Source organism: Corynebacterium sp. HMSC063G05 (assembly GCF_001810555.1).
GTDB lineage: Bacteria > Actinomycetota > Actinomycetes > Mycobacteriales > Mycobacteriaceae > Corynebacterium > Corynebacterium jeikeium_D.
In genome coordinates, this window is the sequence record NZ_KV801833.1 from 71794 (window position 1) to 90706 (window position 18913).

Here is an 18913-nt window from a genome sequence, read left to right on the forward strand (position 1 = left end):
TAGGCCACGCGTAGGGGATTGTCTGATTAAAGTCCAACATATTGATATTCAAAAAGAAATATGAAGAGGATGTGACATGCTCGATCCCCAGATGGCATCATCGTCGAATTCGGCAGAACCAACCGCACGCGCCCCGTACCAAGTGGGCAGGCGAGGCTTCCTCGTCGGAGCAACTGCCGTGTCAGCTGCGAGTATGATGCCTGCCGTAAATGGTGCATCAAAGGCAAACGCCGCTCCTGCAAACGGGGCTTCTGCCGCCGCGGGGAATTCGACCACCACTTTGAATGTCGGTCGAGGAATGGCTGACATGACAGGCGAGCCACTCGGCGCTGGCATGAACGGGTATGCGGTCATGGACCAGACCACCTCGGGTCTGCGTCTTCGCCAGATGGCGCGTGCATTCATCTTCGGTGATGACAACGACAACCGTGTCGTCCACGTCACCGCAGATATGGGGCTCATGTTCCAGTCCATCCAGATGGAAGTTCTGCGGCGACTGCGAGCTCTCTTCGGAGACCTCTACCACGAGGGCAACGTGCTTATCTGCGCATCTCATACGCATGTCGCGCCGGGTGGTACATCGGGCCATCTTATGGTCGACCTGACTACTCTCGGTTTCCGTCCCGTCACTTTCGAAGCTGTGGTCGTCGGTGTGGTCAAGGCTATTGAACGTGCACACGCTGATTACCAGCCGTCGACTATCCACCTGACCAAGGGGATTGCCAAGGATGCGGGTGTTAACCGCTCCCTGGAGGCATTCAGGCGTAACCCCGAGGAAGAACAGCGTCTTTTCCCCGACGGAGTCAACCCGGAAAGCCATACACTGCACGTGAGTCGCGGTGGTCGCGAAGTCGGATTCATTAACTGGTATGGAATTCATCCGACCACCTTCGGCCCCGAGCACACCATCATCGACGGCGACAACAAGGGCTATGCAGCATGGAAGGTTGAGGTCGACCGCGGGGTTACCCACCGTGAGCCGGCCGATGCCCCCTTTGTCGCCGCATTTACCATGTCGTGCCCGGGTGACATCAGCCCGAACATGGGGCTCGTGCCAAATTCGGGTCCCGGCAACGGAGACGAAGCAGAGTCCGCCCGCATTCTCGGTCAGCGTCAGATTGACGCTACCCAGGGTCAGACCATTGCACTGCCAGGAGGCGGAATCTCTACCGTCCACAAGTGGGTCAACCTCGGCGATGTCGACATTGACGGCCAATTCACGCCCGACGGCCAGCCGCACCGCACTGGACCTGCAATCCTCGGTGCGGCCTTCGCAGCCAGTAGCCAGGAGGACGGCGGCGGCGAACCAGCCCTAGGTTTCAACGAGGGCCAGCGTGGAGGCACACCGTGGGTACGTCAGCTCAATAACGTCGTACTCCCGAAAAATATCGGGGAGATTCAGGGCGAGAAAGAATGCCTGCTGCCAGTGGGCTACATCGATGGTCTTCTCCAGCAGACCCACATGTTCTCCATCACCCGCATCGGTGGCTTCACCTTGATTACCAACGGCCTTGAACCCACCACGATGTCGGGTTACCGCATGCGTCAGCACGTCGCCGATGTCCTCGGCGTTCCAATCGACACTGTCATCTGCCAGGGCTACACCAACAGCTATGGACACTACGTCGTTACCCCAGAGGAATACGATCAGCAGGACTACGAGGGCGGCGCAACGGCTTTCGGCAAGTACACGCTCAGTGCGATGATCTCCATCTATCACGATCTCGCCCACGCGCTTGCCGACGGCATGGCTGTCGACCCGGGCAGTGCTGCAGGTGATCTCACTGGCATCATCCCGCCGTCGCCAGCAGGAGGAAAGACTATCGATTCCGTACCAATGGGCAAGAATTTTGGTGACGTGCTCGAATCGACTGCAAGCGTCACGGTAGGGCAGCAGGCCGTTGCCCAATTCGTCGCGGCAAATCCGAATAACGACTTGCGACTGGAAGACGGCTACCTACTCATCAAGAATGACCGCGGTGAGATCGTTTCTGACGACTGGGACCAGGCAACTGTCATTGAATTTGCCAAGGACGGTAATTACACCACCGCCAAGGTCACTTGGGAGACCGGAGGAGTCGCGCCGGGCAAGTATGACATCATCGTGCGTGGTAGCGCGTTGGGTGCCGGTGATTCGCTGAACGAGTTCGAGGGAGTCGCCGCGGTGGAGCTCGTGTAAGAACGTCCAATTAAATACGTCCATGCGCACAATGTGACTTATACTTCGGCCTTTAAAAACTCATCAAGGGCTTGTCTCACGTATAGTCCGTTGTGCGCGTTATTTGTATGTATCCGTCAATTTGGCAGGAGCAATTTGCTTCATGAATACCTCAAACGATCCATATAGCAACAACGATTCTTACGGTGACGGCAGCCGGGACAATGAGTCCAATAACTATGACTCCCAGAGTCACGGTTTTCCCAACAATGGTTCGCAGGACTACAACCCTTACGGGTTCGATTCGGACGCACAACATGGCCCGCGTGGACCAGAGGATTCGCCACAGTGGAATCAGACTTACGGCCGTGAACAGGCTTATGGCGAAATTCCTTCTTATGGAACTGGCGAGTCGCGCGATAGTTACGGCGGGCAACCCTATGGTGCGGACTCGAGCTACTGGCAGCACCAGTCCAGCGGGGCTTCTGCAGCCGGTGCACTTGCTCCCGGAGTCAACATGCCAGGTGGCGATGAGCCGCCGGTGAAGCCTGTGGCACAGGGGCCGACGAAGGTCGACATTGGAAGTGCCTTTTCCGCGGCGTTTCGTAGTCTAAACAGCAATTTTGCTTCCTGGCTTGGCATCATGCTGACGTTCTTCGCCGTACTAGTCGCACTGATTGTTGGCGCAGCGGCAATTCTCTTTGCGACTGGTGACTTCGATCCGGACTTTGAGCCGAACTATCCAGGCGATGTTCCGTTTGAGGATCTAGGGTCAATGTTCGCGACTCTCGGCGCGATGGCACTCCTATTTGCCGTGGGCATGTTCGCGATGCAGGCATTTATGCTGCGCGGTGCATTCGAAGCTGTCGACGGCCGAGTGCCGAGCTACGGTACTTTCTTCCGTGTAAACCGGTGGGGATCTCTTATCGGTGCCTACATTGTCACGTTCCTGGTGGGGCTGCTCGCCATGCTTCCGGGGATGGTGCTCTTCATCGCTGGAGTATCCCTGTCTGCCAACGGCAGTGAAGCTGCAGCTGCGATGATTCCCATCGGCTACCTGTTGGTACTTGTGCTGTCCATCTTCATCATGCCAATCACAGCGACTATGCCGCTTCTTGTTTTTGATGGTCGAGCAACAGCACTTGAGGCTCCGGTCGTCGCATGGCGCTTGGTGAAGCCTCAGTATTGGACGATGCTCGTTGCATTCATTCTGACGTCAATTGTTTCTTCCGCAGGTGCAATGCTCTTCTATATCGGTATGTTGTACACAGTCCCGCTTGCTCTCCTCGTGCAAGTACATATCTACCGTCAGCTCATCGGTGGCCGTCGAGTAGTTAATGAAGCCCAGGAGAATCCGGGTTATTACCCGCCACAGCAGTAGCCAAAAACGTACAAGAAAAAGCGCCCAAGGAACCGATAAAAATTGGTTCCTCGGGCGCTATTTCGTCAGCAGGTAATCCTGCGGGGGAGCGTTCGGCTATCAAAAGCCGAACCTAAGCTCTGAATATTTAGCGGGTAGCCTCAGCGAAGACAGCCTGTGCAACACCAGAGACGGTGCCTGCAATCTTCACAGCTTCCCAGACCTGCTCCTTGGTCAGACCAGCATCGCGGACGACCTTTGCGTGAGAAGTCACGCAAGCTTCACAGCCGTTGATGGCAGAAACTGCCAGAGACCACAGCTCGAAGTCTTCCTTCTCGACACCCGGATTGGAGATGATGTTCATGCGCAGGCCGAACTTGACCTGTGCGTAGTCATCACCGAGCATGTGGCGAGTGCGGTAAGCAACGTTGTTCATGCCCATAACGGTGGCCGCACCAAGCGCAGATTCGAAAGCCTCGTCAGACAGGTGCTCCTTGGCTTCCTCAGCGATCTCGGAGAAAACGGTCTCGTTGCGGGTGGCAGCAGCGGATGCAAGCAGGGTACCCCACAGCTGCTGCTCGGAGAGTTCCGTAGAACGGGTGAGAGTGCCAAGGTTCAGCTTCATGTCCTTGGCGTACTCCGGTAGACCGGAACGAAGGTTATCGATGCTCATATGAGTTACTTCAGCTCCTGCTTCAGAACGTCCATCTTGTCGATGTTCTTGGTCGGGTCATTCTTCTGCCAGTTACATGCGCAGACCTCTTCAGACTGAAGAGCGTCGAGAACACGCAGAACCTCGTCAACGTTACGACCGACAGCGTCCGGGGTAACGGAAACGAACTGAATGATGCCGTCCGGGTCAATGATGAAGGTTGCGCGGTCTGCAACACCGTCAGCGTTCTCGACGCCGAGTGCACGCATCAGGTCATGGCGGATGTCGGAGAACATCGGGAACGGGATGTCCAGCAGTTCCTCGTGGGTTGCACGCCAGTTGAAGTGGGAGAACTCGTTGTCGCCAGAGCCACCGAGAATAACGGTGTCACGGTCCTCGAATTCCTCATTCAGCTTGCCGAATGCAGCAATCTCAGTCGGGCAGACAAAGGTGAAGTCCTTCGGGTAGAAGAAGACGACCTTCCACTTACCCTCGTAGGACTCATTGGTTACCTGCTCGAAGTAGTCATCCGGAGAAGAAGCGTTTGCATCACGCAGGTTGCCGCCCTTCAGAGCGGTCAGAGAAAACTCGGGGAACTTGTCGCCAACAGTCAAAATTGCCATGGAATCCTCCTGAATGTATTCCTTTTGGGGTCACACACCATTATGCCTATGGATTCCCGAACCGTCAAGAGGAAAAAGTTAATAAGCTCGTGTAGGCTTATAGGTATGCGTAATAGAGATTATCGGCCCACTTTGCCTCAGTTACGTGCCTTTGTCGCGATTGCCGATACCGGTCACTTCGGTCAAGCCGCTGCCCGCCTCGGCATTTCACAGCCCAGCCTGTCACAAGCGCTTTCCACCCTTGAGCAGGGACTGGGGGTGCAGCTTGTAGAGCGTTCGACTCGCCGAGTGCTGGTGACGCCACTCGGTCGCGGTCTGATTCCATATGCCCGCCAAGCATCTGAAATTGTTGACGAGATCGTTGCTCGCGCCTCTGGCCGTACAGATGATTTGTCCGGACCACTATCCATTGGTGTTATCCCTACGGTTGCTCCATACGTGCTGCCCAACTTCCTCCAGTTGGTTCGTGACGAGCTGCCAGATCTAAAGCCTAGGATCGTCGAAGAGCCGACCGAGCGCCTCATCGAATCACTTCGCTCCGGCACCATTGATGCAGCCATCATGGCACTGCCGTCCGATGTGCCTTCCTTTGAAGAGATCTACCTCTACGACGAAGAGTTCTACATCGTCGTGCCAGAGGATCATCCGCTGGCAGGTAAGGAAGAGGTAAAGCTTGAGGCAATCAGAGACTTGGACTTGCTTCTGCTTGACGACGGTCATTGCCTGCGCGACCAAGTGTTGGATATTTGTCGCAAGGTCGATGCTGTTCACGGCGAGACCTCCAGCTTGGAAACACGGGCGGCTTCTCTATCGACCGTCGTGCAGTGTGTTGCCGGTGGGTTGGGGCAGTCGCTTGTACCGGAATCGGCTGTCAAGATTGAGGCCGACCGTCCCGGCCTGGCTGTTGCGCGATTCGAAGGTCCGGCACGGCCGGGACGCACCATTGGGCTGGTTCACCGCGCATCATCGGTACGCGGCGGCGAGTTCAATCGAATTGCTGAACTGGTACGGCAGGCCTACATAGACGCTGTTGCCTAAAGCTCTCTTGGCGCATGCCGCAGTAGCGTATGAAATAAGCAAAACCGGGCTGGTAGTTCCAGCCCGGTTTTTCGCGTTTATCCCTGAATAATTCGCAGCGATGCCAACCTGACCTCGCCGTATTCATCAGATGCAGCCAAGTCAACGCCCGCTTCAAAGCGCCAGCCGTGGTCGCCCTCAGGGTCATCGAGTATCTGGATCACATGCCATAGGCCCTCACCAGCCTTGCGGTCAATCGAAATCATATCGCCGCCGCGAGCCTTTGCATCGATCCCTAGGTCATCGTATTCATCGAAGTAGTCATCCATCGCGGCAGGCCAATCTGGCGCATCGTCGAGGTAGTTGTCCAGGTCGGCCAGCTCCTCCTCCTTTTCAAAGGCAAAGAGCTGCACGTGGCGAAACATGAGATTGCGCACCATACGGGTAAATGCACGTTCGTTGCCTGTAAGGGGCCGCGACTCGTCGGTGCCAAAAGCCGCTTCCTTGAGAGTTTCCTCGTCCAATGGCTTGTCCGGATCGGCCATCTGCGCCCATTCATCCACCAGGGAGTTATCCACCTGCACAACGAGCTCGCCGAGCCATTCCACAATGTCCCGGAGTTCCTCGTTAGCGGCTTCCGGAGGGAGAGTGTGTCGCAAAGTGCGCCAGGCATCGGTGAGGTAGCGCAGGAAAATACCTTCAGAGCGGGCAATTCCATACTCAGATACCACGTCCGAGAAAGTCATGGCCTTTTCCACCATCTCGCGCACCACAGACTTGGGCGACAGCGAAAACTCACGCACCCACGGGTGACCTTGAGCATAGGTGTCGAATGCGCCCTCCAGCTCGTCGGCAAGCGGCATCGGCCATGTGATGTCTTCGACGATGTTCATACGTTCGGTGTAATCAACACCCTCGGCCTTGAGCGCGGCGATTTCTTCACCGCGTGCCTTTTTCTGCTGCGCGATGAGCAGTGGGCGAGGGTCTTCCAGAATTGACTCAAACACACTGATGACATCGAGTGCGTAGTTCGGGCTGTCCTTATCCAACAGTTCGAGCGCGGCGATGGCGAAAGGCGACAGCGGCTGATTGAGCGCGAAGTCACGCTGCAGCTCCATTGTCAGCTCGGGGCGGCAGTCATCGCCCTCGCCATGCATGACGACGATTCCCGCGTTGACCAAACCGCGGTAGAGCTCAATTGCGGTCAGAATAGCCTCATTTTGCTGGTGGCGGGTGTCGTGATTGGTGCGCAGCAGATGACGCATGTGTTCGTAGGTATCGCCACCACGTGCAATGACGTTGAGCAACATACCGTTGGTAACTGCAAAGCGGCTGGTCAGCGGCTCCGGTGGCTGAGAAACGATTTTGTCGAAGGTCTTCTCCGACCATGTCACTTCGCCCTTGGGAACGGACTTCAGCCGCAACTTCTTCAGTTTGGCCTCATCCTGGCCGGCACGGCGCCGCAGCTTGGCGTTTTCGATTTCGTGTTCAGGTGCTTCGACAACTACGGTGCCCTCGGTGTCGTAGCCAGCACGGCCGGCGCGTCCAGCGATCTGGTGGAACTCGCGTGACTTGAGAATACGGCTACGACGGCCATCGAACTTGGCCAAACCGGTAATCAGCACCGTGCGAATAGGCACGTTAATGCCGACGCCGAGGGCATCCGTGCCACAGATGACCTTCAGCAGACCAGTCTGAGAGAGACGCTCAACCAAACGACGGTACTTCGGCAGCATTCCCGCATGGTGGACGCCAATGCCCTGGCGCACCAACTTGGAAAGAACTCGACCAAAGGCCGTGGTAAACCGGAAATCGCCAATCTCTTCGCGAATCCGCTCCTTCTCCTCCTTCGTCAGCAGCTTCAGACCGGTCAGTGCCTGAGCCTGTTCAGCTGCTTGGCGCTGGGAGAAAAAGACGATGTAGATTGGGGCTTTGCCGGATTCCAGCAACTCCGCCAGCGTGTCATGAACTGGTGTGTAGACATAGTGGAAATCCAGCGGTACCGGGCGCGTCGTACCTGTAACGAGGTTGACGTCGAGTCCCGTGCGTTCCTTCAAATCCGTCTCAAACTTTTGAGTATCGCCGAGAGTGGCGGACATCAACAGGAATTGGCAACGGGAAAGCTCGAGCAAGGGCACTTGCCATGCCCACCCGCGATCGGGATCCGCATAGAAGTGGAATTCATCCATTACCACCTGGTCAATATCGGCGTCGGCCCCGTCGCGCAGGGCGATATTGGCGACAATTTCCGCAGTTGCGCAGATGATGGGTGCACCACCGTTGACGGTGGCATCGCCGGTCATCATACCGACGTTCTCAGCGCCAAAGACCTCGCAGAGGGCAAAGAACTTCTCGCTGACCAAGGCCTTAATAGGCGCTGTGTAAAAGCTGCGCTGGCCACGAGCGAGGGCGCAGAAGTGGGCAGCAATAGCCACCATGGACTTGCCCGAACCTGTCGGAGTGGCAAGGATGACGTGGTCGCCACCAGCGAGACCAATAGCGGCCTCCTCCTGGGCCGGGTAGAGCGTGATGCCCTGATCCCTGGTCCAGGCAATGAACGAGTCCATAATCGCATCGTCGAAAAGGGACTCTGGAACCTCAGCTAGGTCGGGAAGCATTTCAGATAGTGACACGCTTCCCACCCTAGCGGTAACCCCGGATTAGAAGCGGAACCAGGGCTTCCAGCCGCGCCGACGGCGAGGTTGTTCCGGTTCACCGGATTCTTCGCTTTCCGCCTGCTCTTCCCGAGGCTGTTCTGACTCAGGCTGTTCGGCAGTGCCGTCTGCAGAAAACTCCGCAGACCTATCATCCGCCGAGGCCGACTCGGATTCTTCCGAGTGTGCGTCAGTGTCCTCTGATGTAGTTGCCGAGGAATCCGAGCTGGCCGGGGTCTCCGCCTCGTCGTCAAGCGAGGAAGAATCCTCTACTGGGCGCAGCGGTTGAGAAGCGAGGAACCTTTCGAACTCAGCGCCAATCTCGTCGGCCGAAGGCATCTCGCCGTTAGGTCCAAGCAGGGGAGAAGTCTCCAGCTCTTGACGACGTTGAACTTCCTGGTCGTACTGTTCCTCGAGAAGATTGACCAGCTGAGAGACCTCGCCGGAATCATTCGTCTGCGTATTGAGCAGCTCCGCCACCCGCGCGGATTCCTTCTCCAACGCCTCAAGCGGGAGCTCGAGCTTGGCTAGTTTTGCTACCTCCTGCAACAGCCGCAGTGACGCCAGCGGATACTCAGAGGCCGCGACATAGTGTGGCACCTGTGCGGTGAAACCAAAGGCATCACAACCGCGGCTTGCGAGCTCGTACTCAATGTTCAGGCTCGCAGCACCCGGAACTGTGACGCGGTTTCCCCAGGTATGCATATCACCGAGTTTCCGCTTATCTGTGCCATGGGCGATGATGCCCAGTGGTCGGGTGTGCGGAACCGTCATCGGAGCCGAGTACAGCGACACAGTCCGACCGACATCGTAGCGCTCCGCCAACTCTGCAACGGCAGTCGAGAAAGCCTCCCACCGCATGTCTGGCTCAGGGCCAGAAAGCAGCAAGAACGGCTTACCGACGTTGTCGCGAACCACATTGAGTGACAGGTTCAAATCGGATACATCCACAATCTGGTCGTGGTTCATCGTCACAGAGGGACGGCGAGAACGATAATCAATCAGCTCGTCGATAGAAAAGTTCACCAATGGACGGTGCTCGAGAGCATCCAAGAGGAAACTAGCTGATTCCGAGACGGCATTACCGGCATCCGCATAACCGCTAAGTGCAATGACCAGGGTCAGATGGCCCTCGCTTCCCGTTACGTCAGGAACCGGAAAAACTACCTCGTACATATTGCCCTGAGGCTTGTCGGTCGGATCACTCACGTACGACTACCTCCTGCATCACATTTTTCGTCATTTGAAGTAAACAACCACGATACCGCAGAAACTATTCCAGTTATCCACAAGTAGAAAGTAGTCCACAGATGGGCCGATTTTTCCGGTCGCGCACAAGCAAGGCTGTTGCGGATTCGATAACAATGAGAGCCACCAGATGGCGAGAGGATTGTCCGCTGTCGAGCTATTCCAATGGGGGAAAAGGGGTAAGGAATTAATGGGAAACAAACAGAACTTCGGTGCAGGACAAAAGCCTGAAATTGAGCCGAGTGTTTTTCTGACGAACCTGCCGGGAATCGTTGGATTCTATCCGCGGGGGCAGGTAGTGATTGCGGCGTTGTATCGTCAGCAGGTCGAAGATCTCATCGATGGCAAGGTCGAGTTTGATCCGACAGCGCATGCTGGCCCGATGCTGATTAAGGATGTGGCCTCGATGGAGAACAATCCTGACTTGGTGCGGGCAGCCGCGGACTTCCTGCTCGATGAAGGATGCACTCACGCAGATGTGTTTATCATCGACGAATCCTGGGGGATTGAAAAGGACTCCACACCTATTACAGGCTGGCTGCGAGAAGGCGGCCTGCATGAGGTGCGTTTGGCGGGCGTTGCCACTATTGCTGCGGGGGAAGTTGTCACGGACGAGCAGGGAGAGATCGTCGGCATTGTCGGTGACAGTCTGATGACCGACAATGCAAATCTAATCTCTCGGCAGGGAGAGCAGATTTTCAAAAACTATGAGGAGTACCGCAGCTATTTTCGAGGTGGCCAATTCCGCGACAGTAAAGACAGGGCTCTGATTGAACGCCTCCGGGAACGAGCGACAGCCGTTGAGCAGCCTAGGAAGCTCAAAATTGGTTCGGACAATCCCGCGCTCATCGAGCATTTCGACATGCTAAAAGCCGCCGTGGAAAACGTGGCCGATGGTGTGATGGATGCACATGAGGCGGTTCGCGATGAAACCGCGGGATATGCCATTGCTGCAGCACTGACCAACGTCACCTTGCGCGATATGTCCATGATTTTCATTACTACGCAGTTGGCGCAATCAATGGGAGAAATCTGGCGCGAGGCCGCAATCGTCCACCGCGGCAGCCTGCGTGCTAACGCTTTAGCGTGTTTTGCCATCGCAAAGTTCGCGGCTGGGCTGGAGAACTATGCGCAAACAGCTCTCGATGAGGCAGCGGGGGAGCAACCGAATCATTCACTGACTCAGTTGCTGGAAATTGCGGTCGCCAATCAAATTGTGCCGAGGTGCGTTGGCACAATTCTTGGTGCGGCACAAGAGGTGCTGCGCAGGGTATACAAGGTGAAAATGCCGCGTATTGATTAGCGACCCTGCAAGCTGTGCTGCAGTACCTAGCGGTGCGCCGAGTGGGCTCGGTCGCCGAGGTTCTTGGTGTACTCCCATGCATCGGCGACGATGGTTTCCAGCTCCGTATGATTGGGCTTCCATCCGAGCTCGTCCATGGCGCGCTGAGAAGAGGCAATAAGGGTTGCCGGATCACCGGCTCTACGCGGTGCATCCTCAGCAGGAATCGGGTGACCGGTGACCTTACGGCAGGTCTCAATAACCTGGCGAACCGAAAAGCCGTCGCCAGAACCGAGGTTGAAGATACGGTGGGTTCCCGGCGTGTTGGACTCCAGTGCCAAGACGTGCGCATCGGCGAGGTCTTTGATGTGGATGTAGTCACGAACCGCGGTGCCGTCCGGAGTCGGCCAGTCATTGCCAAAGACCATAATCTTGTCGCGGTGACCGAGCGCAACCTGCAGTACCAGGGGGATGAGGTGAGTTTCCACCTCACGGTTTTCGCCAAAACCGCCCCAGGCACCCGCCACATTGAAGTAACGCAAGCTGGTAGCGCCGATGTTGTATGCCTTGGCGTAAGACGAGATGGCGTAGTCCATGGCCAGCTTGGTGGCACCGTAAGGGTTGGTCGGTGCGGTTGGCATGTCTTCGGTAATTGGTGTCTTCTCTGGCTCACCGTAGGTTGCAGCTGTCGAAGAGAACACCAGGTTATTCGTACCGGTATCACGCATTGCGTCGAGTAGCTTCAGGGTTTGGCCCACATTGTTGTGCCAGTAGTCGGAAGGAACCTCAACAGACTCGCCAACAAGCGATTTCGCAGCGAAATGAACGACGCCGTCGAAGCTGTCGGAGGACAGAACCTCGTAGGCCTTGTCCGCCACATCGCCTTCGACTAGGGTCGCGCCCTCTGGCACCGCATCACGGTTGCCAACAGAGAAGTTGTCCAGAATGGTGACGTCGTGGCCAAGAGAAATCAATACTGCCGAGCACACGCTACCGACGTAGCCGGCACCACCAGTGACGAGGAGTTTCATTTGATAATCACCATGATTGCGTGAGACAGAGTATCCGGAATGTCAAGAGAATGATCACCACGGGCGAGAGTCACGCGGCCGGCGGCAACCTCGGCAAGTGCCTCAGTACCCGGCATAATTCCAGCCTTGTGGAGACGCTTCATGTAGCTCTGCTCGACCTGCAGGATTTCGTTAATCTGGACGATCTCAACGGTGTACTCGCCGGGGTTTAGATCGGACAGTCGGCGAACGTTCTCTAACGACTCTGGTGACTGAGTCCCACCGAGGTCTCCCAAACCGGGAATCGGATTGCCGAATGGGGAGCGTGTGTAAGAGTCAAGCACGTCGAGAAGTTTGCGCTCGACCTCGTCACTCATTACGTGCTCCCAGCGGCAGGCTTCGTCGTGAACCTTGTCCCATTCGAGGCCAATGACATCCGTAAGTAGGCGCTCAGCTAGGCGGTGCTTACGCATGACAGCCGTGGCCAGCCTGCGGCCCTCGTCGGAAAGCTGCAAGCTGCGATCTGGGGCAACTACGAGAAGGCCATCGCGCTCCATGCGCGCAACGGTTTGGCTAACGGTCGGCCCCGACTGCTCAAGGCGTTCGGCAATGCGAGCACGCAAAGGAATGATGCCCTCTTCTTCGAGTTCGAAAATCGTACGTAAGTACATTTCCGTGGTGTCAACCAAATCCCTCACGGTTTTCCTCCGATAACACAGTCTTAAAAGTTTTCACTCAAGTATTAGGATAACCACACTTGCGCAAGAAAGATGTTAGGGCTCGCAAATCTAGTGGCTTTGGTGCTGATTAGGCAGCGAAAAGCTTGGTTCGGTGGGCGCTGCTGAGACGGAAGGGAGCGTACGCGATGTCGAAAGTTCGACGTGCAGACGAAAACGCCGACCGCCAGTGTGGATGAAACTCCGGCACGGGGTCGGCATTGAAGTCCAGCTCTATCTCAGGGCTGAAATTAGGAACCCTATCGATGTCACCGCCATGTGGCGTTAGTTTGCGTACTCACGCAGCTTGTCAGCACGGTCACCCTCGCGGAGCTTGGACATAACTTCCCGCTCAATCTGGCGGACGCGCTCTCGAGATAGGCCAAAGTGGCGGCCAATCTGATCCAGCGTGCGGGGCAGGCCATCGTCGAGACCGTAGCGGAGCTTAATAACTTCCTGCTCTCGAATCTCGAGAGTGGACAGAACCTTGCGGACATCGTGGTGACGCAGGGAAGCGACAACTGCCTCCTCGGCATCAGTTGCCTCTGAGTCCTCGATGAAGTCTCCCAGAGGAGCTTCCTCATCAGTGCCCACCGGCATGTCCAAGCTCACCGGGTCGCGGGACTGACGCAGCAGCATCTCAATCTTGGCTTCTGGAATGCCGGATTCCTCTGCCAATTCCTCATTCGTAGCCTCACGGCCGAGTTGCTGGTAGAGCTCACGCTTGATACGAGAAATCTTGTTGACCTGCTCAACCAAATGAACAGGGAGGCGAATGGTGCGCGACTGATCAGCCATACCGCGGGTAATAGCTTGGCGAATCCACCACGTTGCGTAAGTGGAGAACTTGAAACCCTTGGTGTAGTCGAACTTTTCCATGGCGCGGATGAGGCCCAAGTTGCCCTCCTGGATTAGATCCAGCAGAGGCATACCGCGGTTGGTGTAGCGCTTCGCCAGCGAGACCACAAGACGGAGATTGGCTTCGAGTAGGTGGGCGCGTGCAGCCTTACCTTCCTTTGCCAAAATCTTGACATCACGCTTCTTTGCGCGGGTCATTTTCGCGCCGGTCTGCAGCAAATGCTCGGCGTATACACCGGCTTCAATGCGCTTAGAAAGTTCCACCTCTTCTTCAGCGCTGAGAAGAGCAGTCTTTCCGATGCCGTTCAAATACACACGAACCAAATCGGCGGACGGATTGGAGTTATTGCCAGTGCGGCGCCCCTTGTCCCGTGGCTGACCTTCCAGTTCGTCATTTTGAATATCGGCACTCTTCATGAATCTGCCTCCTGGATTTTTAAGTGGACTCGATAACTACAACGCACGGAGTTACGGAAATGTTCCCGTGAAAGTTGATGAATGTCAATAGGGTAATTTTGGCATGCAAATATAATGTTAAGAAAAACTGCCGCGACTAGCATTCTACGAGAACTGTAAAGGGTCCATCATTGACGGATGCGACCTCCATCATCGCTCCAAATTGTCCCGTTTCGACCGTCAAGCCACGATTGCGCAAGTTCTCGACAATTTTTTCTATGACGGGTTCGGCTTCTGGGCCCGGAGCCGCGTCTACCCACGACGGCCGCCGTCCCTTCTTTGTCGCCCCCATCAACGTGAATTGGCTAACAACGAGCACCGGGGCGCCAGCGTCGACAGCGCTGAGCTCGCCATCCAGAATGCGCAGCTCCGCGATCTTGCGGGCCATCGTTTCCCAAGCATCGGCAGTGTCCTCGCGGCCAACACCTACGAGCGCCAAAATGGCGCCGGTATCGCCTCCGTCAACGTGGCCAACAACGGAGCCGTCGACAGTGACTGACGCGGATTTAACTAGGGTGAGAACGGCTTTCATTTACTGTTTATCCTCCAAGAGCTCGGTGGGGAGAATCAGACCATGGCGAACCAGGTCAACGACGATGGGAACTAGGGCGTCCTTGATTGCAGGGACTTCGGACTCATCAAAGGCTCCAAACATTGCCATGATGTCGATGACGGAGCCCAGAGCAGCTTCGGGATGCAGCGCACCCAGAATGGTTGCCACGGACTCATCGATTGAGTGTGTCCAGGCGGGGCCGTCGGTGCGTGAGATGCGCGTATCGAACTCAGTGAAGCCCTGGCCGCTGTCGACGTCGGCAAGCGAAACGCGTTCTAAGGCGACGCCAGGGCGCAGAGTAAAGGCAGCTTCGAGGATGGTGTTAGCAGTTTGTGCGCGAAGCCATTCGGCGCGGCCGAGATACTCCTGGGCTTCGGCGCCGAAGGGAGCGGCCAAAGGCTGCGGCATTTCTTCGCACACGGCGGAAGTCGGGCCGGCAATGCGTTGGACTGTGATGTAGCCGAACCCGATGCCTGTCACGCCGCTGTTGCGGAAGTGCTCCAGCCAGGCACGGGAGCGCTCGCAGCCTTCTGGGCTGCGGGGGTCGATGGACTCGTCTCGAAGCCAGGTGCCGATGTATTCCGCCGGCGTGGCGACATCTCGTTGTGTTACCCACACTTCGAGGCCTTCAGCAGGGAGCCAAGAGGCGATGCGCTGTTGCCAACTTTCGCCTTCGATATGGGCCCAAGCACCGAGCAGATGCGCCGTGCCGCCGTCGGTGAGATGGTCGGCCAGACCGCGGATCATAAGTTCGGTGGCACCGTCCAGATTCAATCCTGAGTCACGGTAAACATGTTCCACACTTGGCAGCCCTACGACGAACGGCGGGTTCGCCACAATGCGGTCAAACTTCTTGCCTGCAACCGGTTCAAACCACGAACCTTCGACGGCCTGCGCCTGGTCGAAGCCATTTGCGGCGAAAGTAGCGCGGGCAAAAAACAGCGCCCGGGGGTGAATGTCCGTCGCGACAATCGACTTTGCATCCGGCTGGGCAAGACTCTGGACGCCACAACCGGCACCGAGGTCGAGTACGGATTCCACCGCCGAGGTCGGCGAAATATCGAGGAGGGAGCGGGAAGCCCGCCCTACGCCCAAGACATGATCGGGTCCAGGAACGTGATCGCTCATAGAGGCATCGCGGTCGGAAAAGACAATACGGTCGACTCCCGCAATCTCGACCGGGCGCACATCGATACACACCTGTGCGTTGGTGGCGGTGCCGGCAAGTATGCCGCTGCCCAGTAACTTGGCTGTCAGCTCAGCCCCAAATAGCTGCTGTGCGTCGGCGAAATCGCCCAGGATGAAAATACGCAACGCGGTCACAGTGTCCGCAGAAACGCCCTCAGTTTCGGTAAGTAGAACATCGACAACGCCGGGCTCACCGCGGTCCAGCGCGGCCAGTCCCTCGGCGCCTAGGACTCGACGCAGTGACTCACTGGAAAACTCAAGGCGCCTGAGCGCGGTGGCAAATTCCTCCGCACAGTCGACAAAATCACGAAGCTGCTGATCAGTCGGTGGGGTGAAGGTGGAGGGGGAAAAGGTCATCGTAGGCACTACCTTCGTCGTAAAGCGGGGCGGAGGGGCTAGTTAGGGGAGCTTGACGACGAATCGTCGTCTTCCGGCATATCGATGACATTTGCGTCATCGAAGGGATTTGAGGTGGTCTCGTTACCGGACTGCGTCGGTGCGTCGGTGTCTTCGGTACTGGCGGCAGAACCGAGCGCGCGCATCTCTGCTTCCTTGAGGGCGCGCTGGCGTTGCTGCTCCTCCCATTTGCGGTTTTGCTCGCGTACAACTCCAGGCTTGTAGACGCGCGGCTTACGCTTGTCAGCGGGTTCTCCAACGCCATTGGCGATGACAACCGCGATCCACGGCATGGGTACGGAGACGACCATGAGAATCGCTGCAATCCACGGCACATCCCACCACAGATAAAAAGCGCCGGAAAGAAGCAGCAGCGGAATGCGAGACCATTGCAGAGCCGCGTAGACGTGGCGGCGGTGGTCATAGTTGCGAATCCGAGAGCCGCGGGCGTCGGTAATCAACGCCGCGTCTTTCTTGCGTCGCCGGGAACTTCCGCGTTTCGGCAGCGCGGAGTCGCGACGGTCATTGATTCGCGCCATGGTTGTCTAGCATACGCCTGTGGCGTGGGGTCGTCTCAACTAGCTATGTCCGTTGCAGCCGCATGCTCGCGTAGTCGTAGCGATGTTGTGGATGGCTGTGGAAGGCAGCAGTCAGCAGCGGCCAGCACCTGGGTCACTGGGCATAATTTGACCGATGGGGCACAATTGGAATCTGTGAGCACTCCATTGAAGACGACAAAGACGATTGAACGCACCGATACCCGCGTCGATGAGTCGACGAGGGACGATACCCCGAAGTTCTTCCATTACGTCAAGAAGGACCAGATCGTGAACTCCGCGGTCAACGGCTCCTACGTCGTTGCTCTGTGCGGTGAAACCTTCCCTGTGAAGAAGTCAGCGAAGCCGGGTTCACCGGTATGCCCTGACTGCGAGCGGATTTACAAGTCCCTGCGTCGCAAGTGAGCGGGCTTCGTAAATGGCAGCAGGAGGCCCTCGACAAATACCTGGCGACTAACCCCAAGGACTTCCTTGCAGTGGCGACACCGGGCGCAGGTAAGACGACCTTCGCCTTGCGTATCGCCAGTGAGTTGCTGTCGCGCCGGATCGTCGAGCGCATCATCGTCGTGGTTCCCACTGAGCACCTGAAAGTGCAGTGGGCTGCTTCCGCTGCTCGTTCGGGGATTGCGTTGGATCCCAAATTCACCAACGCCAAGGGTGTGGTAAACCCCTCCTACCAGGGAATTGTTGTGACCTACGCCCAAGTCGCAGTGCATCCGTTTAAGCACCATGCCGTAGCCACCGCTCGGCCGACATTGGTGATTCTGGACGAGGTGCACCACGGCGGCGATGCCAAGAGCTGGGGCGACGGTATTTCCGAAGCTTACGGCGATGTCGAACGCCGCCTGTGCCTAACTGGTACGCCGTTCCGCTCCGATGACGCAGCGATTCCGTTTGTTCGCTACTCGCCGGACGGCGATGGTTACTCGCGTTCCGTCGCTGATTACACGTACGGCTATTCCAATGCGCTTGCCGACGGCGTTGTCCGCCCGGTGGTCTTTCTGGCTTATTCCGGTGAAGCCCGCTGGCGTGATAGTGCGGGCGATGAGTTTGCTGCGCGTCTGGGCACCGTGATGAGTCCAGAGGAGACCACGCGTGCTTGGCGCACCGCGCTTGACCCAAAGGGCGAGTGGATGCCATCTGTGCTGCGGGCAGCGCACACCCGGCTCTCGCAGATGAGGCAGCATATCCCGGACGCGGGTGGCCTGGTTATCGCCTCCGACGCGGCAACTGCCCGTGCGTACAAACGCATTCTCGAGCAGATTGCCTCTACGCCGGTGGCGTTAGTGCTCTCGGATGAACCGGGCTCGTCGGAACGAATTAAGACTTTCTCCGAGTCCACCGATGAGTGGATGGTGGCCGTGCGCATGGTCTCCGAAGGCGTGGACGTGCCGAGGCTGGCGGTCGGCGTGTACGCGACCAGTTCCTCGACTCCACTATTCTTCGCGCAGGCTATCGGACGATTCGTGCGAAGCCGCATGCCGGGGGAGACCGCTTCGGTCTTCTTGCCGTCGATTCCGGTGCTGCTCGACTTGGCCTCGCAGATGGAGGTGCAGCGCAACCACGTGCTCGGCAAGCCGGATCGGCCTTCGGAAGGCTGGGAGGATGACTTGGTCGCTGAGGCCAATCGCCGCAAGGATGAGCCCGACGAATTGCTGCCGGCCTACGAATCCATTGGCGCGGATGCTGAACTTGACTACCTCATCTACGACGGCTCCTCCTACGGCACCGCAACCGTTGCCGGTTCCGCCGAAGAGGCCGATTATCTGGGTTTGCCAGGGCTTCTCGACGCCGATCAGATGCGACTCTTGCTGCGTCAGCGGCAGGATGAACAGCTTAAAGCCGCCAGTGCCCGAGAGAAGGAAGCCCGCGAGGAGGCGAGGGAATCGTCGTCAAGCGGAGGCGAAGGGGGCGCGGTGCACCGGATTGAGGGATCGGCGTACCCAAGGCCGCAGAAGGTGGCCAGTGAGGTGTTGCCGAAGTTGCGGAAGGAGCTCAATACGCTGGTGTCGATGACAGCGGCGCGAACCGGTAAGCCACATGGTCAAGTGCATAACGAGGTTCGGCGCGCCTGTGGTGGCCCGCCGACTGCGCTATGTACGGAGGAACAGTTGCGTGATCGCATCAGCTACCTGCGTAATTGGTAGGGTTTCAAACGAACTGAGCAATCTATGGTGGAGAGAAG

General features: G+C 57.2%; 16 protein-coding genes. 6 read left to right on the forward strand and 10 right to left on the reverse strand.

The genetic code is table 11. The features are described from left to right. Positions 1-76: 76 nt before the first annotated feature. Positions 77-2179: a neutral/alkaline non-lysosomal ceramidase N-terminal domain-containing protein gene (locus HMPREF2751_RS01125; RefSeq protein ID WP_016422634.1), complete on the forward strand. Its 2103-nt coding sequence runs from the start codon at positions 77-79 to the stop codon at positions 2177-2179. A gap of 142 nt (positions 2180-2321) precedes the next feature. Beyond that, positions 2322-3539, forward strand: coding sequence for a hypothetical protein (locus HMPREF2751_RS01130; protein WP_016422635.1), 1218 nt, complete (start codon positions 2322-2324; stop codon positions 3537-3539). 127 nt (positions 3540-3666) lie between these two features. Here HMPREF2751_RS01130 and HMPREF2751_RS01135 read toward each other — a convergent pair whose 3' ends face one another. Together HMPREF2751_RS01135 and HMPREF2751_RS01140 are read right to left on the reverse strand one after the other, a co-directional pair. Next, positions 3667-4191, reverse strand: a complete 525-nt coding sequence (locus HMPREF2751_RS01135; RefSeq protein WP_016422636.1) for an alkylhydroperoxidase, AhpD family — start codon at positions 4189-4191, stop codon at positions 3667-3669. Positions 4192-4196: 5 nt separating this feature from the next. After that, positions 4197-4793 (reverse strand): peroxiredoxin, encoded by a 597-nt coding sequence (locus tag HMPREF2751_RS01140; RefSeq protein ID WP_016422637.1) that lies wholly within the window; start codon positions 4791-4793, stop codon positions 4197-4199. 105 nt (positions 4794-4898) lie between these two features. On the opposite strand from HMPREF2751_RS01140, the gene HMPREF2751_RS01145 reads away from it, so the two are divergent. Next, entirely contained in the window at positions 4899-5831 is a 933-nt protein-coding gene (locus HMPREF2751_RS01145) for a hydrogen peroxide-inducible genes activator (protein ID WP_049193018.1), read from the forward strand. A gap of 77 nt (positions 5832-5908) precedes the next feature. Here HMPREF2751_RS01145 and HMPREF2751_RS01150 read toward each other — a convergent pair whose 3' ends face one another. Continuing rightward, entirely contained in the window at positions 5909-8428 is a 2520-nt protein-coding gene (locus HMPREF2751_RS01150; protein ID WP_141747425.1) for a DEAD/DEAH box helicase, read from the reverse strand. A 42-nt stretch (positions 8429-8470) separates the two neighbouring features. Continuing rightward, on the reverse strand, positions 8471-9673 hold the full coding sequence (locus HMPREF2751_RS01155) for a PAC2 family protein (RefSeq protein WP_016422640.1): 1203 nt from the start codon (positions 9671-9673) through the stop codon (positions 8471-8473). A 229-nt stretch (positions 9674-9902) separates the two neighbouring features. On the opposite strand from HMPREF2751_RS01155, the gene HMPREF2751_RS01160 reads away from it, so the two are divergent. Next, on the forward strand, positions 9903-11015 hold the full coding sequence (locus HMPREF2751_RS01160; protein WP_049193020.1) for a DUF4192 domain-containing protein: 1113 nt from the start codon (positions 9903-9905) through the stop codon (positions 11013-11015). A 26-nt stretch (positions 11016-11041) separates the two neighbouring features. On the opposite strand, the gene galE is transcribed toward HMPREF2751_RS01160, so the two are convergent. From galE to HMPREF2751_RS01190, 6 genes are all read right to left on the reverse strand, one after another. Continuing rightward, the gene (gene galE, locus HMPREF2751_RS01165; protein ID WP_016422642.1) at positions 11042-12025 is read right to left on the reverse strand and encodes a UDP-glucose 4-epimerase GalE; all 984 of its coding nucleotides are present in this window, start codon (positions 12023-12025) and stop codon (positions 11042-11044) included. Beyond that, positions 12022-12702, reverse strand: coding sequence for an iron-dependent transcriptional repressor DtxR (locus HMPREF2751_RS01170; protein ID WP_016422643.1), 681 nt, complete (start codon positions 12700-12702; stop codon positions 12022-12024). The genes galE and HMPREF2751_RS01170 overlap by 4 nt, the downstream gene beginning before the upstream one ends. Before the next feature lie 303 nt (positions 12703-13005). Continuing rightward, a complete protein-coding gene (locus tag HMPREF2751_RS01175; protein ID WP_016422644.1) occupies positions 13006-13995 on the reverse strand; it encodes a sigma-70 family RNA polymerase sigma factor in 990 nt (329 codons plus the stop codon). Between the two features lie 136 nt (positions 13996-14131). Beyond that, a complete protein-coding gene (dtd, locus tag HMPREF2751_RS01180; protein WP_070549538.1) occupies positions 14132-14566 on the reverse strand; it encodes a D-aminoacyl-tRNA deacylase in 435 nt (144 codons plus the stop codon). Continuing rightward, positions 14567-16132 carry a DUF7782 domain-containing protein gene (locus tag HMPREF2751_RS01185; protein WP_070595188.1) on the reverse strand — a complete coding sequence of 522 codons (1566 nt, stop codon included), beginning with the start codon at positions 16130-16132 and terminating at the stop codon, positions 14567-14569. It abuts the gene before it with no gap. Positions 16133-16170: 38 nt separating this feature from the next. After that, entirely contained in the window at positions 16171-16710 is a 540-nt protein-coding gene (locus tag HMPREF2751_RS01190) for a DUF3099 domain-containing protein (RefSeq protein WP_016422647.1), read from the reverse strand. Between the two features lie 174 nt (positions 16711-16884). Here HMPREF2751_RS01190 and HMPREF2751_RS01195 point away from each other — a divergent pair, with 174 nt between their 5' ends. Both HMPREF2751_RS01195 and HMPREF2751_RS01200 read left to right on the forward strand, forming a co-directional pair. Next, positions 16885-17133, forward strand: coding sequence for a DUF3039 domain-containing protein (locus tag HMPREF2751_RS01195; protein WP_005509477.1), 249 nt, complete (start codon positions 16885-16887; stop codon positions 17131-17133). Then, the gene (locus HMPREF2751_RS01200) at positions 17130-18875 is read left to right on the forward strand and encodes a DEAD/DEAH box helicase (RefSeq protein WP_048733265.1); all 1746 of its coding nucleotides are present in this window, start codon (positions 17130-17132) and stop codon (positions 18873-18875) included. Before HMPREF2751_RS01195 ends, HMPREF2751_RS01200 begins: the two co-directional genes overlap by 4 nt. The last annotated feature ends 38 nt before the right edge of the window (positions 18876-18913 follow it).

What these genes read in the sequence shown, in the direction of transcription:
- HMPREF2751_RS01125 (WP_016422634.1), top strand. Translation starts at nt 77, where the DNA reads ATGCTCGATCCCCAGATGGCATCATCGTCGAATTCGGCAGAACCAACC.
- HMPREF2751_RS01130 (WP_016422635.1), top strand. Translation starts at nt 2,322, where the DNA reads ATGAATACCTCAAACGATCCATATAGCAACAACGATTCTTACGGTGAC.
- HMPREF2751_RS01135 (WP_016422636.1), bottom strand. Translation starts at nt 4,191, where the DNA reads ATGAGCATCGATAACCTTCGTTCCGGTCTACCGGAGTACGCCAAGGAC.
- HMPREF2751_RS01140 (WP_016422637.1), bottom strand. Translation starts at nt 4,793, where the DNA reads ATGGCAATTTTGACTGTTGGCGACAAGTTCCCCGAGTTTTCTCTGACC.
- HMPREF2751_RS01145 (WP_049193018.1), top strand. Translation starts at nt 4,899, where the DNA reads ATGCGTAATAGAGATTATCGGCCCACTTTGCCTCAGTTACGTGCCTTT.
- HMPREF2751_RS01150 (WP_141747425.1), bottom strand. Translation starts at nt 8,428, where the DNA reads ATGCTTCCCGACCTAGCTGAGGTTCCAGAGTCCCTTTTCGACGATGCG.
- HMPREF2751_RS01160 (WP_049193020.1), top strand. Translation starts at nt 9,903, where the DNA reads ATGGGAAACAAACAGAACTTCGGTGCAGGACAAAAGCCTGAAATTGAG.
- galE (WP_016422642.1), bottom strand. Translation starts at nt 12,025, where the DNA reads ATGAAACTCCTCGTCACTGGTGGTGCCGGCTACGTCGGTAGCGTGTGC.
- HMPREF2751_RS01175 (WP_016422644.1), bottom strand. Translation starts at nt 13,995, where the DNA reads ATGAAGAGTGCCGATATTCAAAATGACGAACTGGAAGGTCAGCCACGG.
- dtd (WP_070549538.1), bottom strand. Translation starts at nt 14,566, where the DNA reads ATGAAAGCCGTTCTCACCCTAGTTAAATCCGCGTCAGTCACTGTCGAC.
- HMPREF2751_RS01185 (WP_070595188.1), bottom strand. Translation starts at nt 16,132, where the DNA reads ATGACCTTTTCCCCCTCCACCTTCACCCCACCGACTGATCAGCAGCTT.
- HMPREF2751_RS01190 (WP_016422647.1), bottom strand. Translation starts at nt 16,710, where the DNA reads ATGGCGCGAATCAATGACCGTCGCGACTCCGCGCTGCCGAAACGCGGA.